We start from the raw sequence: 16687 nt of genomic DNA on the forward strand, positions 1-16687 counted from the left end.
CCCAACCCCTGACCAGGCACACCTCATGAGCTCCCTCAACTTCATCGGCGGCGAAAAAGGCGGGGTCGGCAAGTCGGTCACCGCACGGGTGCTGGCGCAGTACTTCATCGACCACAGCCGCCCCTTCACCGGCTTCGACACCGACCGCTCGCACAGCTCCTTCACCCGCTTCTACGAGGGCTTCGCCTCGCCGGTGGTGGTCGACAGCTTCGAGGGCCTGGACAAGGTGGTGAACGGCTTCGAGAGCAACCCGGCGCAGAGCGTGATCGTCGACCTCGCGGCGCAGACGCTGGCGCCGCTGTCACGCTGGATCAAGGAATCGGACCTGTTCGACCTGTTCGCCGAGATGGGCGTGGCGGTCAACTTCTGGCATGTGCTGGACGACGGCCGCGACTCCACCGACCTGCTGGGCACGCTGATCGACACCTTCGGCGAGCGCCCCAACTACATCGTAGTGCAGAACTACGGCCGCGGCAGCGACTTCGGCATGCTGCTGGCCTCGCAGTCGCTGGCCAAGGCCAGCGCCCACGGCGCCCGCGTGATCGCGCTGCCGCGCCTGCACGAGGCCAGCATGCGCAAGATCGACGCCCAGAACAGCAGCTTCTGGAAGGCGGTCAACGACCGCGAAGGCCCGCACGCGCTGGGCCTGCTGGAACGCCAGCGCGTGAAGACCTGGCTGGCCACGGCCTACGGCGCCTTCGACACGCTGCCGCTGTAGTTCGCGGCCGGCAGCAGCCAGTCGCGGAAGGCCTTCATCGCCTCGCTCTCGGGCCTGGACTTGAGCCGCGTGAGCCAGTAGCGGCCGTTCTGCGTCTCGGTGGCGAAGGGCCGCACCAGCCGCCCCTGGCGCAGCTCGCGGCCGAACATCGCGACCGGCAGCAGCGCCACGCCCGCGCCCTGCGCCACGGCTTCGGCCATGGTCAGCGAGGAATCGAAGACCGCGCCGCGGACCACCGGGCAGTCGACACCCGCGGCCGCGAACCAGGCCGGCCATTCGTCGCTGCGGTAGGAGCGCAGCAGCGTCGTGCGGTGCAGGTCCGCCGGCCGCTGCAGGGCGGGCGCCAGCAGCGGCGCGCACACCGGCGACAGCGGCGAGGGCATCAGGGGCTCGGCCTCGGTGCCGTGCCAGGCGCCATCGCCGAAGCGCACCGCATAGTCCAGCCCCTCGCCCGCGATGTCGACCCGGTTGTTGTGGGTGAACAGGCGCAGGTCGACGAAGGGATGCAGCTGCTGGAAATCCTGCAGCCGCGGCATCAGCCAGCCGACCGCGAAGGTGCCGACCACGCCCACCGTCAGCGGCTCGCGCGCCTGCCCTTCGCCGAACTGGGCCAGCACGCTCTCGATGCGGCCGAAGGACTGCGCGAGCACCGGCAGCAGCGCCGCGCCCTCGTCGGTCAGCGCCAGGCCGCGCGGCAGGCGCCGGAACAGGGTCGCGCCGACGCGCTCCTCGAGCTTCTTCACATGCTGGCTCACCGCGGTCTGCGTGACGTGCAGCTCGAGCGCAGCGCGGGTGAAGCTGAGGTGGCGCGCCGACACCTCGAAGGCGCGCAGGGCATTGAGCGGAAGTTGCATGGCCCAGATTTTCTTATGGCTGGCCCTCTTTCTTAGCATTGGATTCGGCGCCTGCCCTTCGATATCGTCCGACGCTCGATCCACAACGCACAAGAGCATCATGCAGAGACGTCATTTTTCATTGGCCATGGGCAGCGCACTGGCCGCGCTCGCGATGGGTGCCGAGGCCGGCACCCCGGCGGCCGACAGCCGCATCGCGCAGGCCCTCCAGCGCATCGAGGCCGAGAGCGGCGGCCGGCTGGGCGTGTGCATCCTCGACACCGCCGACGGCCGGCGCATCGGCCACCGCGCCGACGAGCGCTTCCCGATGTGCAGCACCTTCAAGTGGCTGGCGGCGGCGCTGGTGCTGCAGCGCGTCGATGCGGGCCGGGAGACGCTCGAGCGCACGCTGCCCATCGAACGCGCGGCCATCCTGCCGCACTCGCCGCTGACCGAACCCCGCGTGGGCCAGCGCATGCCCCTGGCGGCGCTGTGCGAGGCCGCCATCGTCCAGAGCGACAACGCCGCGGCCAACCTGCTGCTGGACAGCTTCGGCGGGCCGGCCGCGCTGACCGCCTGGCTGCGTGCGCTGGGCGACACGATGACGCGGCTGGACCGCACCGAGCCCACGCTCAACGAGGCCCTGGCCGGCGATCCGCGCGACACGACCACGCCGGGCGCGATGCTCGGCCTGCTGCACACGCTGCTGCTCGGCGACACCCTGAAGCCGCCCTCGCGCGAGCGCCTGCGCGACTGGCTGGTGGCCAACCAGACCGGCGGCCTGCGCCTGCGCGCGGGCCTCCCGGCCGGCTGGACCGTGGGCGACAAGACGGGGGCCGGCGCCTTCGGCACCAACAACGACGTGGCGATCGTCTGGCCGCCGGGGCGGCCGCCCCTGCTGGTGACGGCCTACCTCACGCAGACCAAGCTGAGCTTCAGCCAGAGCAACGGGACGCTGGCGGCCGTGGGCGGCCTGCTGCCCACGCTGTGAACGCGATCCTCAGCGGGCGCGCCTGAACAGCAGCACGACCAGCAGCAGCGCGAAGACGACGAAGCAGACGAAGGACCAGTTGGCGATCGACAGGCCGAGGAAGGTCCAGTCGACCTTCGAGCAGTCGCCGCTGCCGCGGAAGATCATCGGGATGGCGCGCTGCAGCGGGAAGGTCTCGATCATCCCGTAGATGTCGCGGCCGCAGGACACCGTTTCGGGCGGATACCACTGCAGCCAGCTCTGCTGCGCCGCGGTGTAGGCGCCGCCCGCGGCGCTGACCAGCGCCAGCGCGGCGCCCGTCTTCTGCAGCACCGGCTGGCCGGTCAGCGCGGCCAGGCCGGTGAACACCGCCACCAGCACCAGCGCATAGCGCTGCACGATGCACATCGGACAGGGTTCGAGCCCGACCACGTGCTGCAGGTACATGCCGAAAGCCAGCATGGCCACGCAGGCCAGACAGATCAGCGCCAGGGCGCGGCGCGGCGCCGCGAAATACCAAGAGATCAAGGGGATACCCAGTCTTCCACGAATACCTTGGCCTTGCGTGGCGTGGCGACGACCGTGTCGCCTTCGCCTAGACCCAGGTCCCGGAACTGTTGCGCAGGGAGTTGCGCTTCGATGATGGTTCCGGACGCAGGATTATGCTGATCCGTTTCGACCGGCCGGAGTTCCAGCCGCGCGATCGGTCCGACCACGATTGCGCGCTCGATCTTCGCGACCAGGCCGCCGCTGGACGCGCCCGTGACATAGCGTTCGACCGTCAGGTCGTGCGGGCGCACATAGGCCAGCGCCTTGCTGTCCTGCACGCCGCTGTGCTCGGGCGACTGCAGGCGGATGCCTTCGAGCTGCACCTCGCCTTCGTGGGCGCGGCCGTGGAACAGGTTGACGTCGCCCAGGAAGCCGTAGACGAAGGGGCTGGCCGGATGGTCCCAGACCTCCTGCGGCGAGCCGACCTGCTCGATCCGGCCCTTGTTGATCACCACCACGCGGTCGGCCACCTCGAGCGCCTCTTCCTGGTCGTGGGTGACGAAGATCGAGGTCACGTGCAGCTCGTCGTGCAGCCGGCGCAGCCAGCGGCGCAGTTCCTTGCGCACCTTGGCGTCGAGCGCGCCGAAGGGCTCGTCGAGCAGCAGCACCTTGGGCTCCACCGCCAGCGCCCGCGCCAGCGCGATGCGCTGCCGCTGGCCGCCGGACAGCTGCGAGGGATAGCGGTCGGCCAGCCAGTCGAGCTGCACCAGCTTCAGCAGGTCGGTCACCTTCTGCTTGATCTGCGCGTCCGAGGGGCGCTCCTTGCGCGGCTTCACGCGCAGGCCGAAGGCCACGTTCTCGAACACGGTCATGTGGCGGAACAGCGCGTAGTGCTGGAACACGAAGCCGACCTGGCGCTCGCGCACATGCACGTCGGTGGTGTCCTCGCCCGAGAACAGGATGCTGCCCTGGTCGGCCGTTTCCAGGCCCGCGATGATGCGCAGCAGCGTGGTCTTGCCGCAGCCCGAGGGGCCCAGCAGCGCGACCAGCTCGCCCGAGGCGATGTCGAGATTGACGTCGTTCAGCGCGCGGAAGTCGCCGAACTGCTTGCTGACGTTGCGGATTTCGATGCTCATGGGATCTTTCTAAATCGGGATCGGATGCCCGGACGCAGAGGACGCGAAGGTTTCGCGAAGGACGCAAAAGGAACATCCGAAAATCTTCTTCTGGATCCTTTCGCGTTTTTTTTGCGAGTTTTTGCGTCCTCTGCGTCCGGCAGTTCGAATTTCCTCTTACACGGTCGCCGGACGCTCAGGAGGCAGTTCGGCAATGGCCTTCATCTCGCGCTCGTGGCGCCACTCGATCACCGACTTGATGACCAGCGTGACCACCGCCAGGATGGCCAGCAGCGAGGCCACGGCGAAGGCCGCGACCGACTGGTACTCGTTGTAGAGCACCTCGACATGCAGCGGCATGGTGTTGGTTTGGCCGCGGATGTGGCCCGAGACCACCGACACCGCGCCGAACTCGCCCATGGCGCGCGCATTGCACAGGATCACGCCGTACAACAGGCCCCACTTGATGTTGGGCAGTGTCACGCGCCAGAAGGTCTGCCAGCCGGTCGCGCCCAGCACGATCGCGGCCTGCTCCTCGTCGGTGCCCTGCGCCTGCATCAGCGGGATCAGTTCGCGCGCGATGAAGGGGAAGGTCACGAACACGGTCGCCAGCACGATGCCGGGCACCGCGAAGATGATCTTGATGTCGTGCGCGGCCAGCCACGGGCCGAACCAGCCCTGGGCGCCGAACACCAGCACGTAGATCAGGCCCGCGACCACCGGCGACACCGCGAACGGCAGGTCGACCAGCGTGGTCAGCACGGCCTTGCCGCGGAACTCGAACTTGGCGATGGCCCAGGCCGCCGCGACGCCGAACACCAGGTTCAGCGGCACGGCGATGGCGGCGGTGATCAGCGTGAGCCGGATCGCGCTCCAGGCGTCGGGTTCCTTCAGCGCCTCGAGGTAGGCGCCGAAGCCCTTGCGCAAGGCCTCGGTCGCCACCGCGGCCAGCGGCAGGATCAGGAACAGGAACATGAACAGCAGCGCGATGCCGATCAGCGTCCAGCGGACCCAGGGCGCCTCGGTGGTGCCGGCGTTGGCGCGGCGGATGACTTTTTGGGGAGCGCTCATGTCAGCTTTCCGAACGGCGGCGTTGCCAGCCCTGGAGACCATTGATCACCAGCAGCAGCAGGAAGGAGATGACCAGCATCACCAGCGCCACCGCGGTCGCGCCAGCGTAGTCGTACTGCTCGAGCTTGCCGATGATGATCAGCGGCGTGATCTCCGAGATCATGGGCATGTTGCCCGCGATGAAGATCACCGAGCCGTACTCGCCGATCGCGCGCGCGAAGGCCATCGCGAAGCCGGTCAGCAGCGCCGGCAGGATCGACGGGAAGATCACGCGGGTGAAGGTCTGCAGGCGCGTGGCGCCCAGCGAGGTGGCGGCCTCTTCCAGTTCCTTCTCGGTGTCTTCGAGCACCGGCTGCACCGTGCGCACCACGAAGGGCAAGCCGACGAAGATCAGCGCGACCACCACGCCCGCAGGCGTGAAGGCCAGCTTGATGCCGTGCGGCTCGAGGTACTGGCCGACCCAGCCGTTGCCGGCCAGCAGCGCGGTCAGCGAGATGCCGGCCACCGCGGTCGGCAGCGCGAAGGGCAGGTCGACCAGCGCATCGATGATCTTCTTGCCCGGGAACTTGTAGCGCACCAGCACCCAGGCCAGCAGCAGCCCGAACACCAGGTTGACCAGTGCCGCGATCAGCGAGGCGCCGAAGGTCAGCCGGTACGAGGCCATCACGCGCGGCGCGGTCACGGCCACCCAGAACTGGTCCCAGGTCAGCGTGAAGGTCTTGAAGACCAGCGCCGACAGCGGGATCAGCACGATCAGGCAGAGGTACAGCAGCGCGTAGCCGAGCGTCAGGTTGAAGCCCGGCAGCACGCGGTTGTTGCGTCGCCCTGGACGCGAAAGCGGCGCTGTCGCGGACGACAGCGCCGAAGAAGTCACACCACTCATGTTGAGCCCATGGTCTTATTCGTGGAACACCGCGGAACCGGCTTCGCCGGACCGCGGGTGTTGCCCCCCGGCAGGGGGGAGGAAGAAGGCGACGCGCCGTGCGCCGCCACCTGCGGGGCGTGTCACTTGCCGGGGGTGTAGATCTTGTCGAACTGGCCGCCGTCGTTGAAGTGCACCTTCTGCGCTTCGGCCAGGCCGCCGAACAGTTCCTGCACCGTGAACAGCTGCACCGGCTTGAAGGTGCTGGCGTACTTCTTGAGCACGGCCGGCGAACGCGGACGCAGTGCATGCTTGGCGGCGATTTCCTGGCCCTCTTCCGAGTACAGGAAGTCGAGGTAGGCCTTGGCCACGTCGGCCGTGCCCTTCTTGGCCACGGTGCGCTCGACCACGGCCACCGGGTTCTCGGCCAGCACGCTGATCGAGGGGTAGACGGCGTCGACCTTGCCGGCGCCGAATTCGCGGTCGATCGACAGCACTTCGGATTCGAAGGTGATCAGCACGTCGCCGATGTTGCGTTGCAGGAAGATGGTGGTGGCGTCGCGGCCGCCCTTGCCCAGCACCGGCACGTTCTTGAACAGCTTGCCCACGAACTCGGCGGCCTGCGCGTCGCTGCCGCCCTTCTTCTTCACGTAGCCCCAGGCCGCGAGGTAGGCGTAGCGACCGTTGCCGCCGGTCTTGGGGTTGACCACCACGACCTGCACGCCGGGCTTGGTCAGGTCGTCCCAGTCCTTGATGCCCTTGGGGTTGCCGTTGCGCACCAGGAACAGCATGGTCGAGGTGGTGGGCGACGCGTTGTCGGGGAAGCGCTTGGACCAGTCCTTGGCCACCACGCCCAGGCCGGCCAGGTAGTCGATGTCGGTGGTGGTGTTCATGGTCACGACGTCGGCGTCGAGGCCGTCACCCACCGCGCGCGCCTGGGCGCTCGAGCCGCCGTGCGCCTGGTCGACCTTCACGTCCTTGCCGGTGGCCTTCTTGTAGCTTGCGATGAAGGCCGGGTTGATGTCCTTGTAGAACTCGCGCGCCACGTCGTACGAGGCGTTGAGCAGGGTCGTGGTCTGCGCCAGCGCGGCGGAACCGGCCGCGGCGAAGGCGACGGCGACGAGGAGGGTCTTGATTCTGGTGGTCATGGAGTTGCCAAAGGTTCTGAAGAGGGTCGGCCCGCCAGCATCTGGCTGGGCGCTTCGGTCAGCGACTGGAGCAGTGCCAGGCCGAGCGGCCAGTCCCCGTGCCCCGAGTCGACGTTGATGTGGCCCGCATTCTGCATGCGAACGAATTCGCTGCCCCAGGCCCGCGCATAGGCGCCGGCCAGGCGCACCGGGCAGAAGGGGTCGTTGCTGCTGGCCACCACGATGCTGCGGTAGGGCAGCGCGGCGTAGGGCACGGGCGCGAAATCGGCCAGGGCCGCGCGGCGTTCGGGGTCGGCCGGGGCCACCAGCAGGGCACCGGCGATGCGCTCGACCACCGGCGGCGGCAGGTGCGCGACCGCGATGCAGCCCAGGCTGTGGGCGGCCACGACCACCGGTGCGTCCTGCGCGAGGATCAGGTCGCCGATCGCCCGGATCCAGGATTCGCGCCGGGGCGAGACCCAGTCGTCCTGCACCACGCGCGCGGCGTCGGCCAGGCCCTTGGCCCACAGGCTCTGCCAGTGGCCGGGACCCGAATCGCGCCAGCCCGGAACGATGACGACGCGATGCGTCACCGCACCCGCCCGGCAGCCGGCGCGTGCGCGCCGGTGATCAACGCCAGCTTCATCGCGTCTTATTTGTTCGGCTGGGGCGTCACGCGCAGGTACGGACGCACGGCCTTGAAGCCCTTGGGGAAGCGCTGGGCCAGTTCGGCCGGGTCCTGCAGGCTGGGGATGATCACCACGTCGTCGCCGTCCTTCCAGTTGGCGGGCGTCGCGACCTTGTGGCTGTCGGTGAGCTGCAGCGAATCGATCACGCGCAGGATCTCGTCGAAGTTGCGGCCGGTGCTGGCCGGGTAGGTCAGCGTGGTGCGCACCACGTGCTTGGGGTCGATGATGAACACGCTGCGCACCGTGGCGGTGGTCGAGGCGTTCGGGTGGATCATGTCGTACAGGTCGGCCACCTTGCGGTCGGCATCGGCCAGGATCGGGAAGTTGACCGTGGTGTTCTGCGTCTCGTTGATGTCGGCGATCCAGCCCTGGTGCTTGTCGACCGGGTCTACGCTCACGGCGATGGGCTTCACGCCGCGCTTGGCGAACTCGCCCGACAGCGCGGCCGTCTTGCCCAGCTCGGTGGTGCAGACCGGCGTGAAGTCGGCCGGGTGCGAGAACAGCACCACCCAGGAATCGCCAGCCCACTGGTGGAACTGGATCGGACCTTCGCTGGAGTCCTGCAGGAAATCGGGGGCGGTGTCGCCGAGTCGAAGGGTGGCCATGGTCGTCGCTCCTCAGTGGAATGGGGTTGGAGCACCGATTGTGGAAAGGCCGGCTCGGATAACAAACGAATATCTAATTGTTTGAATATGTCTTTTTGGCACTAAGCGCGACCCGGAGCGCCGCCTCCTCCTCGCTCGCGCAGCCCGTGGGTTCGTGCCCGTCCAGGTGTTCGGCCAGAAAATCCAGCAGCTGTCGCACCGCCGGCACCAGCGCCCGGCGCGGCGCGTACATCGCGTGCACCACGCCGGCCTGCGGCGCCCAGCCGGGCAGCACCTCCACCAGTTCGCCGCTGGCCAGCTCGCGCCGGCACATGTAGTCGGGCAGCATGCCGGCGCCCACGCCCTGCATGATCGCGATCTTGAGCGTCAGCAGGTCGTCGGCCACGTAGCGCGGGTGGTGCACCGCCTGGTAGGTGCGGCCGTCGGGACCGGCCAGCGCGAGCGTGGCGCGGCCGTCGCCGGAGGACATGGCGACCGTGTCGATGCGCGCCAGGTCTTCCGGCCCCTGCAAGGCCCCCTGGTTGGGCAGCCGCTCGGCGCTCATCACCAGCATGCCGCGGCTCTCGCCGAAGCTGCGGGCCGCCAGCGTGGCGCTGTCCTCGATGGCCGGACGCACGCGCAGGGCCAGGTCGACCCCCTCCTCCACCGGGTCGACCGGCCGGTTGAGCACCCGCATCTCGATGCGGACGCCGGGGAAGCGGCGCATGAACACCGGCAGCAAAGGCCCCACGCTGCTCTGCGCCAGCGTCACCGGGCAGGTGATGCGCACCGTGCCGCGCGGCTCGGTCTGCACCTGGGACACGGCCTCGGAGGCGGCCTGGGCCGCGTCGCGCATCTCCACGCAGTAGCGCAGGTAGAGCTCGCCCGCGGGCGTGAGCGACAGCCGCCGCGTGCTGCGCTGGAGCAGCTGCACGCCCAGCGAGGCCTCGAGGTCGGCCACGCGGCGCGAGAGCCGGGACTTCGGCACGCCCAGCGCCTTGCTGGCGGCGGTGAAGCCGCCCCGCTCCGCCACCTCGGCGAAGAACACCATGTCGTTGAGGTCTTGCATCGGCTTATTGTCCCAAATGGAGAACGATGTGGCGCAAATTTACCGACTTATCAGCCACTGGTCACAAAAATAGAATTCTCTCCATGCCGGCCTTCCGTGCCGACCCTTCTGAATCGAAAGCGAGCGATTGATCATGAAACTTCTGCAAGTGGACGCCAGCGTTCTGGGCACCAACTCCGTCTCCCGCCAACTCACGGCCGACATCGTCGCCGAATGGCGCCGTGCACACCCCGACACCACGGTCGACTACCTCGACCTGGCCGTCGACACCCCCAACCATTTCGACGCCAACGCCCTGGGCATCAAGGTCGGCGTGCAGGCCGAGCCGACCGAAGCGCAGAAGCGCGAGAACGCGGTCTCGGAAAAGCTGGTGAGCCAGTTCCTGGCGGCCGACGTGATCGTGGTGGGCGCACCGCTCTACAACTTCAGCATCCCGACCCAGCTCAAGGCCTGGATCGACCGCCTGGCGCAGGCCGGCCGCACCTTCAAGTACACCGAGAAGGGCCCGGTCGGCCTGGCCGGCGGCAAGACCGTGATCGTGGCTTCGTCGCGCGGCGGCATCTACTCCACCAGCGAAGGTGGCCAGGCCGCCGAGCACCAGGAAAGCTACCTCAAGGTGGTGTTCGGCTTCTTCGGCATCACCGACGTGCGCATCGTGCGCGCCGAAGGCCTGGCGATGGGCGACGCGCCCAAGGCCGCGGCCATCGAATCGGCCCGCGCCGACATCCGCACCGCCACGGCCGAAGCGGCCAACCAGGCCGTCAGCCAGCTGGCCGCCTGAACCCGACGGGCCCTGGGGCCCGTGTCGAGGCTCAGCTTCCGTTGTGTGTTTTGACCCAGGCCACGTACTTGTCGACCCAGCTCTGCAGGAACTGCTTGCTGGCCTCCGACACGTGGCCCTTGTCGTCGAACAGCCCTTCCTTGTTCTGGATGAAGGCCTCGGGCTGGCCCAGCGTCGGCACGTCGAGGTAGGCCAGCACGTTGCGAAGGTGCTGCTGCGCCAGCGCGGTGCCGATGGCGCCCACCGACACCCCGATCACCCCGGCCGGCTTGCCGCCCCAGGCGTTCTGGCCGTAGGGCCGCGAGGCGTGGTCGATCGCGTTCTTCAGCACGCCCGGCACCGAGCGGTTGTATTCCGGCGTCACGAACAGCAGGCCCTGGGCCGCCGCGATCTCGGTCTTCAGCCGCTTCACGGCCGGCGCCTGGTTGCCGTCGTCGTCCTGGTTGTAGAGCGGCAGGTCGCCGATCTCCAGGTGCTCGAAGGTGAAGTCCGAGGGCGCGAGGTGGGCCAGCGCCAGCGCCAGCTTGCGGTTGAACGAATCCTTGCGCAGGCTGCCGATGACGACCGCGATCTTGTACTGACTCATGCAATCTCTCCAGAAGTGGAAGTGGACGAAAAAGGGCTCAGGCGGGGTCGAGCACGCGTTCGATGGCCCGCTGCAGGTGCAGCAGCCCGAAGGACACGTCGACGAACTCGCCGTTGAGGTAGAAGGTCGGGGTGGCGCGCACCCGCAACTGGGTCGCGACCTGCATCTGCTCCTGCACGCGCTGCAGGTAGACATGGTCTCGCAGTTCGTTCTCGAAGCGCGCCATGTCCAGTCCGGCCTGCTGCGCATGCTCGCGCAGGTGCGCCTCGCCCAGCCGGTGCGCATGGGTGAACAGCAGGTCGTGGAAAGGCCAGAACTTGCCCTGCGCGCCCGCGGCTTCGGCCGCCTCGGCCGCCAGCTCGGCATGCGGGTGCACCTCGCGCAGCGGGAAGTGCCGGAACACGAAGCGCACCTTGGGCCCGAAGTGGTCCAGCATGATCTTCACGGCCGGGTAGGCCTGGGCACAGGACGGGCACTCGAAATCGCCGTACTCGACCAGCGTGGCGCGCGCGCCGGGCGGGCCCAGCACATGGTCGGTCGACGCGTCGGGTTCGAGCAGGCGCTGGGGATTCACTGCGGCATTCATGGCGTTCTCCAGGGAGAGGCGGAAGGCACAGTATGACCCCGAGACATGTCTCAGGATGTGTGCGTCAGGTGCACGGCTTCTTCTGCAGGCTGGCCTGCGTGACGCTGGCGCCCGCGGGCACGTCGTCGGTGATCCAGACATTGCCGCCGATGGTCGCGCCCTTGCCCAGCGTGACCCGCCCGAGGATGGTCGCGCCGGCATAGATCACCACGTCGTCCTCCACCACTGGATGGCGTGGCAGGCCCTTCTGCAGATGGCCCTCGGCATCGGTCGGGAAGCGCTTGGCGCCCAGCGTCACCGCCTGGTAGAGCCGCACGCGCTCGCCGATCACCGCCGTCTCGCCGATCACCACGCCGGTGCCGTGGTCCATGAAGAAGCCGGCGCCGATGGTCGCGCCCGGGTGGATGTCGATGCCGGTCTGCCCATGGGCCAGCTCGGCCACGATGCGCGCCAGCAGCGGCAGGCCCAGGCCGTAGAGCCGGTGCGCGAGGCGGTGATGGATCATCGCCAGCACACCCGGATAGCACAGCAGCACCTCGTCCACGCTGCGCGCCGCGGGGTCGCCCTGGTAGGCGGCCAGCACGTCGCTGTCGAGCAGGCGGCGGATCTGCGGCAGCGAGGCGCCGAAGGCCTTGACCGCCGCGCTGGCCTGCGCGTCGAGCGCCGCCTCGTCGAGCGACTGCTGGCGCCCCACGTAGCGCAGCTCGAGCCGGGCCTGCGTGACCAGGCCCATCAGCGCCGCGTCCAGCGTGTGGCCGACGTAGAAATCCTCGCTCTCGTGGCGCAGGTCGGGCGGGCCCAGCCGCATCGGGAACAGCGCGCCCTTGAGCGCCTCGACGATCTCGGTCAGGGCCTCGCGCGAGGGGAATTCACGGCCCACGGGTTCGCGGGAGCGCTTTTGCGAGTCGCGCCATTCATGGCGTGCGTCGCGCAGGGCGCGGACGATGTCGTCGACGTCGAAGGATTGCATGGTCGGTTGCCGCTTCACGCGGCGAGAAAAACAAACGGAAGGCGTCGGTTGTAGCGCAAAAGCCGGACACCGACCGCGACCGCGGTCATTCCGCGCCCGGACAGATGGGAACGATTCTCATTGAATAACTACAATCGCCGCCAATGTCCGCCTCTCGCCCTGCATCCGACCCCATGCACCTCGTGCAACAGCTGTTCTCGGACCACCATGCGTGGCTGACCGGCCGACTGCAGGCCCGCCTGGGCAATGTCGCCGACGCCCAGGACCTGGCTTCCGAGACCTTCGTGCGGATGGTCGGCCAGCGGGACCTCGAGGCGGTCCAGGAACCGCGCGCCTTTCTCACCACCATCGCGAAACGCCTGCTGTTCTCGTTCTGGCGCCGACGCGACCTGGAGCGCGCCTACCTGGACACGCTGGCCCTGCGCCCCGAGGAGACGGCCCCCTCGCCCGAAGAGCGCGCCGTGCTGATCGAGACGCTCGAGCACATCGCCCAGGCCCTCGACGGCCTCGCGCTCAAGGCGCACCAGGCCTTCCTGCTGAGCCAGCTCGACGGCCTGGGCTACCACGCGATCGCGGCCGAACTCGGCATCTCGCACAGCACGGTGCGCCGACACATGGCCGAGGCCTTCGGGCGCATCGCCATGGCCATGGCACGCCAGCAGGCGGGCCTTGCGTGCACGGCACGCGTCACGGCCAGCGTGTGACCGTGGCGCTCGAACTCGACGCCGCCACCCAGGCGGCGGTGCGCTGGATGGTGGCGCTGCATTCGGGCGACACCACGGCCGCCGAACGGCGCGACTTCGATGCCTGGCTGCTCGCCAGCCCCCATCACCGGCAGGCCTGGCAGCAATTGAGCGGCGCGCTCGTCGGCACGCTGGCACCGGCGCGCGGGGCCGCAGCCGATGCGCCGGGCGCCCTGCTGGGCGAGGTGCTCGCCCGGCAGGATGCCCGCACCCGCCAGCGCCGCCGGCTGCTGCGCGGTGCGCTCGGGCTGGGTGGCCTCGCGGCCGGTGCAGCGCTGGTCGCCGAGCGCCAGCTGCCCCTTGCGCAGCTGACGGCCGACCTGCGCACCGGCACGGGCGAGCGGCGCGAGCTCGCACTGCCCGACGGCAGCCGGCTCACGCTCGATGCGCGCTCCGCGGTCGACCTGGACTTCCGCGCCGGCCACCGCACCGTGACCCTGCGCCAGGGCGCGCTGATCGCGCAGGCTGCGTCGGTACGCCCCGGCGAGGACGCGCCCTTCATCGTGCGCACGGTGCATGGCACGCTGCGCGCGCTGGGCACCGGCTTCGTCGTCCGGCTCGACGCCACGCACAGCCAGGTCGGCATGCTCGAGCACAGCGTCGAGATCCGGACCGCGCAAGGCCGGCGCGAGACGCTGGCCGAGGGCCGCAGCGCGCGCTTCGATGCCCGGGGCATCACATTCATCGACGAAGCTCCGGCGGCCAGTGCCGCCTGGCGGCGGGGCATGCTCGAAGCGCACGACCAGACGCTGGGCGAAGTGGTGGACACCTTGCGCGCCTACCGCAGCGGCTTCGTGCGCATCACGCCCGAAGCCGCCGCACTGCGCGTGTACGGCACCTATGCACTCGACGACACCGACCGCGCCCTGACCGCGCTCGGCGAGACGCTGCCGGTGCGGATCCGCATCTTCCAGCGCGGCTGGCTGGTGCTCATCGAACGCAGCTGACGCGCTTCGACGCGGCCTGCGTCCGCCAGCAGCGCGCAGAAAGTTGAACACTTTTTCGAACTCGAACGACAAGCCTCGGGACCCCTTCGACATCCGCTCTTTCCCGAGGACTTCATGCCCGCCCTTTTCCTTTCGCGCCCAGCCCTGCTGGCCCTGGCCGCCGCAGCCCTGATCGGCAACCTGCAAGCACAGGCCCAGACCCCGGCGCCCGCCCCCGTGGCCCACGCCTACGACCTGCCCGCCCAGCCGCTGGGCAGCGCACTGGCGCGCATCGCCGGCACCAGCGGCCAGCAGATCAGCATCGATGCGGCGCTGGTACGCGGCCTGACGGCGCCCGCCGTGCGCGGCAGCCTCACGACGCAGCAGGCCGCGCGCGCCGCGCTCGCGGGCAGCGGACTCGAGCTCACGCGCACCGACAGCGGCAACTGGTCGGTGCGGCGGGCCGCCAGCGCAGCCGCGCCCGCCGCCGAAAGCCGGACCCTCGACGAAGTGCTGGTCACCGCCGAGGGCGAGCGCGACGCGGTCTCCGAAGGCACGGGCTCCTACGCCGCGCGCGCGCTGTCCCTCGGCAAGCAGGTGCAAAGCGTGCGCGACATTCCGCAGTCGGTCTCGGTGATCACACGCCAGCAGCTGGACGATCGCAACATCGGCAGCCTCAACGACGCGATGCGGACGGTGACGGGCATCTCGGTCGAGACCTCGAGCACGGGCGGCAACCACGGCAACTTCTACGCGCGCGGCCATGCCATCGATACCGTGCAGATCGACGGCGTCTCCACGCCGGCCAGCACCGGCAACGACCTGTCGACCGGCTTCGGCATGGCCATCTACGACCGTGTCGAGGTGCTGCGCGGACCGGCCGGCCTGTTCCAGGGCGGCGGCGATCCGGGCGGCAGCATCAACCTCGTGCGCAAACGCGCCCAGAAGGATTTCGCGCTGAACTATGAACTCGGCGCAGGCTCGTGGGACCGCTACGAGGCGCAGGTCGACGTGACCGGCGCGCTGGACGCGACCGGCCGCGTGCGCGGCCGGCTCGTCGGCGCCTACCAGGACCAGCGCTCCTTCGTCGACAACGTCGGCTCGCGCAAGCCGCTGCTTTACGGCACGGTCGCCGTCGACCTCACGCCCGACACCACGCTCACCGGCGGCATCACCCGGCAACAGTACAAGGGGCGTCCGGCGTTCGGCCTGCCGGCCTATGTCGACGGGCGCTTTCTCGACGTGCCACGCTCGACCAACCTCGACCCGAGCTGGAACCACATCACGGAGGACGTGAAGGAGTACTTCGGCGAGATCGACCACCGCCTGGCCAACGGCGGGCGCGCCAAGCTGAGCCTGGTGTACCGTGAGCAGGACGAGCCGACGCGCAAGTTCGGCTGGTCCGACTGCGCGGTCGACCCCGCGACCGGCGACAGCTGCCTGGTGAGCTGGATGTACCGCAGCCACTGGAAGACCTACGGCGCCGATGCCTTCGTGAGCACCCCCTTCTCCGCCCTCGGGCGCACCCACGAACTCACCTTCGGCGCGGACTACCGCAGCATCCACAAGGTGTTCCAGTACGGTGGCGGCGACGGTGCCTACATCAACGCCTACCAGCCCGACAACGACGTGCCCGAGCCGGGCTACAGCTTCGCCAACGGCAACGACAGCCGGACCGTGCAGTACGGCACCTACGCCCGCGCCAACCTCAAGGCCGGCGACCGGCTCTCGGTGGTGCTCGGCGGCCGCCTGAGCTGGTGGGAGAACAAGGCGCAGAACCGCAACGCCTACTTCAACCAGTTCAGCGACACGCGCGCGAACATCGACCGCAAGTTCACGCCCTTCGCGGCGCTGGTCTATGCGCTGACGGACAGCACCTCGGTCTATGCCAGCTATTCCAGCATCTTCTCGCCGCAGACCGCGACCGACATCTCGGGCCAGGTGCTGCGCCCCCGCACGGGCAGGCAGGCCGAGATCGGCCTCAAGGCCGAGCTGTTCGACAAGCAGGCCAATGCGCACGTGGCCCTGTTCCGCATGGAAGACGTCAACCGCGCCATGACGGACCCCGACAACCTGCTGTTCTCGATCGCCGGCGGCAAGATGCGCAGCGAGGGGCTCGAGACGGAGATCACCGGGCGCCTGGCACGCGGCTGGGACCTCAGCGCGGGCTATGCCTACACCCGCACGAAGACGCTGGAAGGCACCGACGAGCAGAAGCAACAGCTCTACAGCTACATCGCGCCGCGCCACACGCTCAACGTCTGGACCAAGTACCGCTTCGATGCCGACTCCGCGCTGCGCGGCTTCAGCATCGGCGGCGGCCTGCGCAGCGTGAGCAGCACCTACCGCCTGGCGGGCGACGTGAAATTCGAACAGAAGCCCTACGGCGTGGCGTCGGTGCAGGTCGGCTACCGTTTCAACCCCCAGCTGGAAGCCACCTTGACCCTCGACAACCTGTTCGACAAGGTCTACTACCAGCGCGTCTGGGCCGCCTACGGCTCCAACTTCTACGGTGAGCCGCGCAGCGTGATGCTGTCGCTGCGTGGAAGGTTCTGATGCACCGCACGG

Annotated in this window: 18 protein-coding genes; 6 read left to right on the forward strand and 12 right to left on the reverse strand. The window is 69.0% G+C overall.

All coding sequences use genetic code 11. From position 1 onward, the window contains the following. Window positions 1-25: 25 nt before the first annotated feature. Window positions 26-718: a P-loop NTPase family protein gene (locus tag QTI20_RS17310; RefSeq protein WP_286552647.1), complete on the forward strand. Its 693-nt coding sequence runs from the start codon at window positions 26-28 to the stop codon at window positions 716-718. Here the strand turns inward: QTI20_RS17310 and QTI20_RS17315 are convergent. Continuing rightward, entirely contained in the window at window positions 688-1572 is an 885-nt protein-coding gene (locus tag QTI20_RS17315) for a LysR family transcriptional regulator (RefSeq protein ID WP_183029311.1), read from the reverse strand. The two genes, QTI20_RS17310 and QTI20_RS17315, sit on opposite strands and share 31 nt — an antisense overlap. A 100-nt stretch (window positions 1573-1672) precedes the next feature. Between QTI20_RS17315 and bla the strand changes: the two genes are divergently transcribed. Continuing rightward, a complete protein-coding gene (gene bla / locus QTI20_RS17320) occupies window positions 1673-2542 on the forward strand; it encodes a class A beta-lactamase (RefSeq protein WP_353507287.1) in 870 nt (289 codons plus the stop codon). A 9-nt stretch (window positions 2543-2551) separates the two neighbouring features. Here the strand turns inward: bla and QTI20_RS17325 are convergent, their stop codons facing one another. The 8 genes from QTI20_RS17325 to QTI20_RS17360 all read right to left on the reverse strand — a co-directional run bounded on the left by QTI20_RS17325 (window position 2552) and on the right by QTI20_RS17360 (window position 9527). After that, window positions 2552-3049, reverse strand: a complete 498-nt coding sequence (locus QTI20_RS17325; RefSeq protein ID WP_183029309.1) for a disulfide bond formation protein B — start codon at window positions 3047-3049, stop codon at window positions 2552-2554. Next, complete coding sequence (locus QTI20_RS17330; RefSeq protein ID WP_183029308.1) at window positions 3046-4146, reverse strand: sulfate/molybdate ABC transporter ATP-binding protein; 1101 nt, start codon at window positions 4144-4146, stop codon at window positions 3046-3048. Before QTI20_RS17330 ends, QTI20_RS17325 begins: the two co-directional genes overlap by 4 nt. Before the next feature lie 156 nt (window positions 4147-4302). After that, window positions 4303-5196: a sulfate ABC transporter permease subunit CysW gene (gene cysW / locus QTI20_RS17335; RefSeq protein ID WP_286552650.1), complete on the reverse strand. Its 894-nt coding sequence runs from the start codon at window positions 5194-5196 to the stop codon at window positions 4303-4305. Between the two features lies 1 nt (window position 5197). After that, window positions 5198-6079 (reverse strand): sulfate ABC transporter permease subunit CysT, encoded by an 882-nt coding sequence (gene cysT / locus QTI20_RS17340; protein WP_286552651.1) that lies wholly within the window; start codon window positions 6077-6079, stop codon window positions 5198-5200. A gap of 122 nt (window positions 6080-6201) precedes the next feature. Continuing rightward, the gene (locus tag QTI20_RS17345; RefSeq protein WP_183029305.1) at window positions 6202-7206 is read right to left on the reverse strand and encodes a sulfate ABC transporter substrate-binding protein; all 1005 of its coding nucleotides are present in this window, start codon (window positions 7204-7206) and stop codon (window positions 6202-6204) included. Continuing rightward, entirely contained in the window at window positions 7203-7778 is a 576-nt protein-coding gene (locus QTI20_RS17350; RefSeq protein WP_286552652.1) for an RBBP9/YdeN family alpha/beta hydrolase, read from the reverse strand. Before QTI20_RS17350 ends, QTI20_RS17345 begins: the two co-directional genes overlap by 4 nt. A gap of 59 nt (window positions 7779-7837) precedes the next feature. Next, complete coding sequence (locus tag QTI20_RS17355) at window positions 7838-8479, reverse strand: peroxiredoxin (protein ID WP_183029303.1); 642 nt, start codon at window positions 8477-8479, stop codon at window positions 7838-7840. A gap of 73 nt (window positions 8480-8552) precedes the next feature. Then, the gene (locus QTI20_RS17360; RefSeq protein WP_286552653.1) at window positions 8553-9527 is read right to left on the reverse strand and encodes a LysR family transcriptional regulator; all 975 of its coding nucleotides are present in this window, start codon (window positions 9525-9527) and stop codon (window positions 8553-8555) included. Between the two features lie 133 nt (window positions 9528-9660). Here QTI20_RS17360 and QTI20_RS17365 point away from each other — a divergent pair, with 133 nt between their 5' ends. Beyond that, complete coding sequence (locus QTI20_RS17365) at window positions 9661-10308, forward strand: FMN-dependent NADH-azoreductase (RefSeq protein ID WP_183029301.1); 648 nt, start codon at window positions 9661-9663, stop codon at window positions 10306-10308. 31 nt (window positions 10309-10339) lie between these two features. Here the strand turns inward: QTI20_RS17365 and QTI20_RS17370 are convergent, their stop codons facing one another. From QTI20_RS17370 to epsC, 3 genes are all read right to left on the reverse strand, one after another. Further along, the gene (locus tag QTI20_RS17370) at window positions 10340-10894 is read right to left on the reverse strand and encodes an NADPH-dependent FMN reductase (RefSeq protein WP_286552656.1); all 555 of its coding nucleotides are present in this window, start codon (window positions 10892-10894) and stop codon (window positions 10340-10342) included. 37 nt (window positions 10895-10931) lie between these two features. Further along, complete coding sequence (locus QTI20_RS17375; RefSeq protein WP_183029299.1) at window positions 10932-11480, reverse strand: DsbA family protein; 549 nt, start codon at window positions 11478-11480, stop codon at window positions 10932-10934. A 64-nt stretch (window positions 11481-11544) separates the two neighbouring features. Further along, complete coding sequence (gene epsC, locus QTI20_RS17380) at window positions 11545-12450, reverse strand: serine O-acetyltransferase EpsC (RefSeq protein ID WP_286552657.1); 906 nt, start codon at window positions 12448-12450, stop codon at window positions 11545-11547. Between the two features lie 173 nt (window positions 12451-12623). Here epsC and QTI20_RS17385 point away from each other — a divergent pair, with 173 nt between their 5' ends. The 3 genes from QTI20_RS17385 to QTI20_RS17395 all read left to right on the forward strand — a co-directional run bounded on the left by QTI20_RS17385 (window position 12624) and on the right by QTI20_RS17395 (window position 16675). Continuing rightward, window positions 12624-13154: a sigma-70 family RNA polymerase sigma factor gene (locus QTI20_RS17385; RefSeq protein ID WP_286552659.1), complete on the forward strand. Its 531-nt coding sequence runs from the start codon at window positions 12624-12626 to the stop codon at window positions 13152-13154. Beyond that, window positions 13124-14140: a FecR family protein gene (locus QTI20_RS17390; RefSeq protein ID WP_286552660.1), complete on the forward strand. Its 1017-nt coding sequence runs from the start codon at window positions 13124-13126 to the stop codon at window positions 14138-14140. Before QTI20_RS17385 ends, QTI20_RS17390 begins: the two co-directional genes overlap by 31 nt. 114 nt (window positions 14141-14254) lie before the next feature. Beyond that, on the forward strand, window positions 14255-16675 hold the full coding sequence (locus QTI20_RS17395) for a TonB-dependent siderophore receptor (protein WP_286552661.1): 2421 nt from the start codon (window positions 14255-14257) through the stop codon (window positions 16673-16675). Window positions 16676-16687: the final 12 nt, after the last annotated feature.

It is taken from the genome of Variovorax sp. J2P1-31, assembly GCF_030317215.1.
In the GTDB taxonomy this organism is placed as follows: Bacteria; Pseudomonadota; Gammaproteobacteria; order Burkholderiales; family Burkholderiaceae_C; genus Variovorax.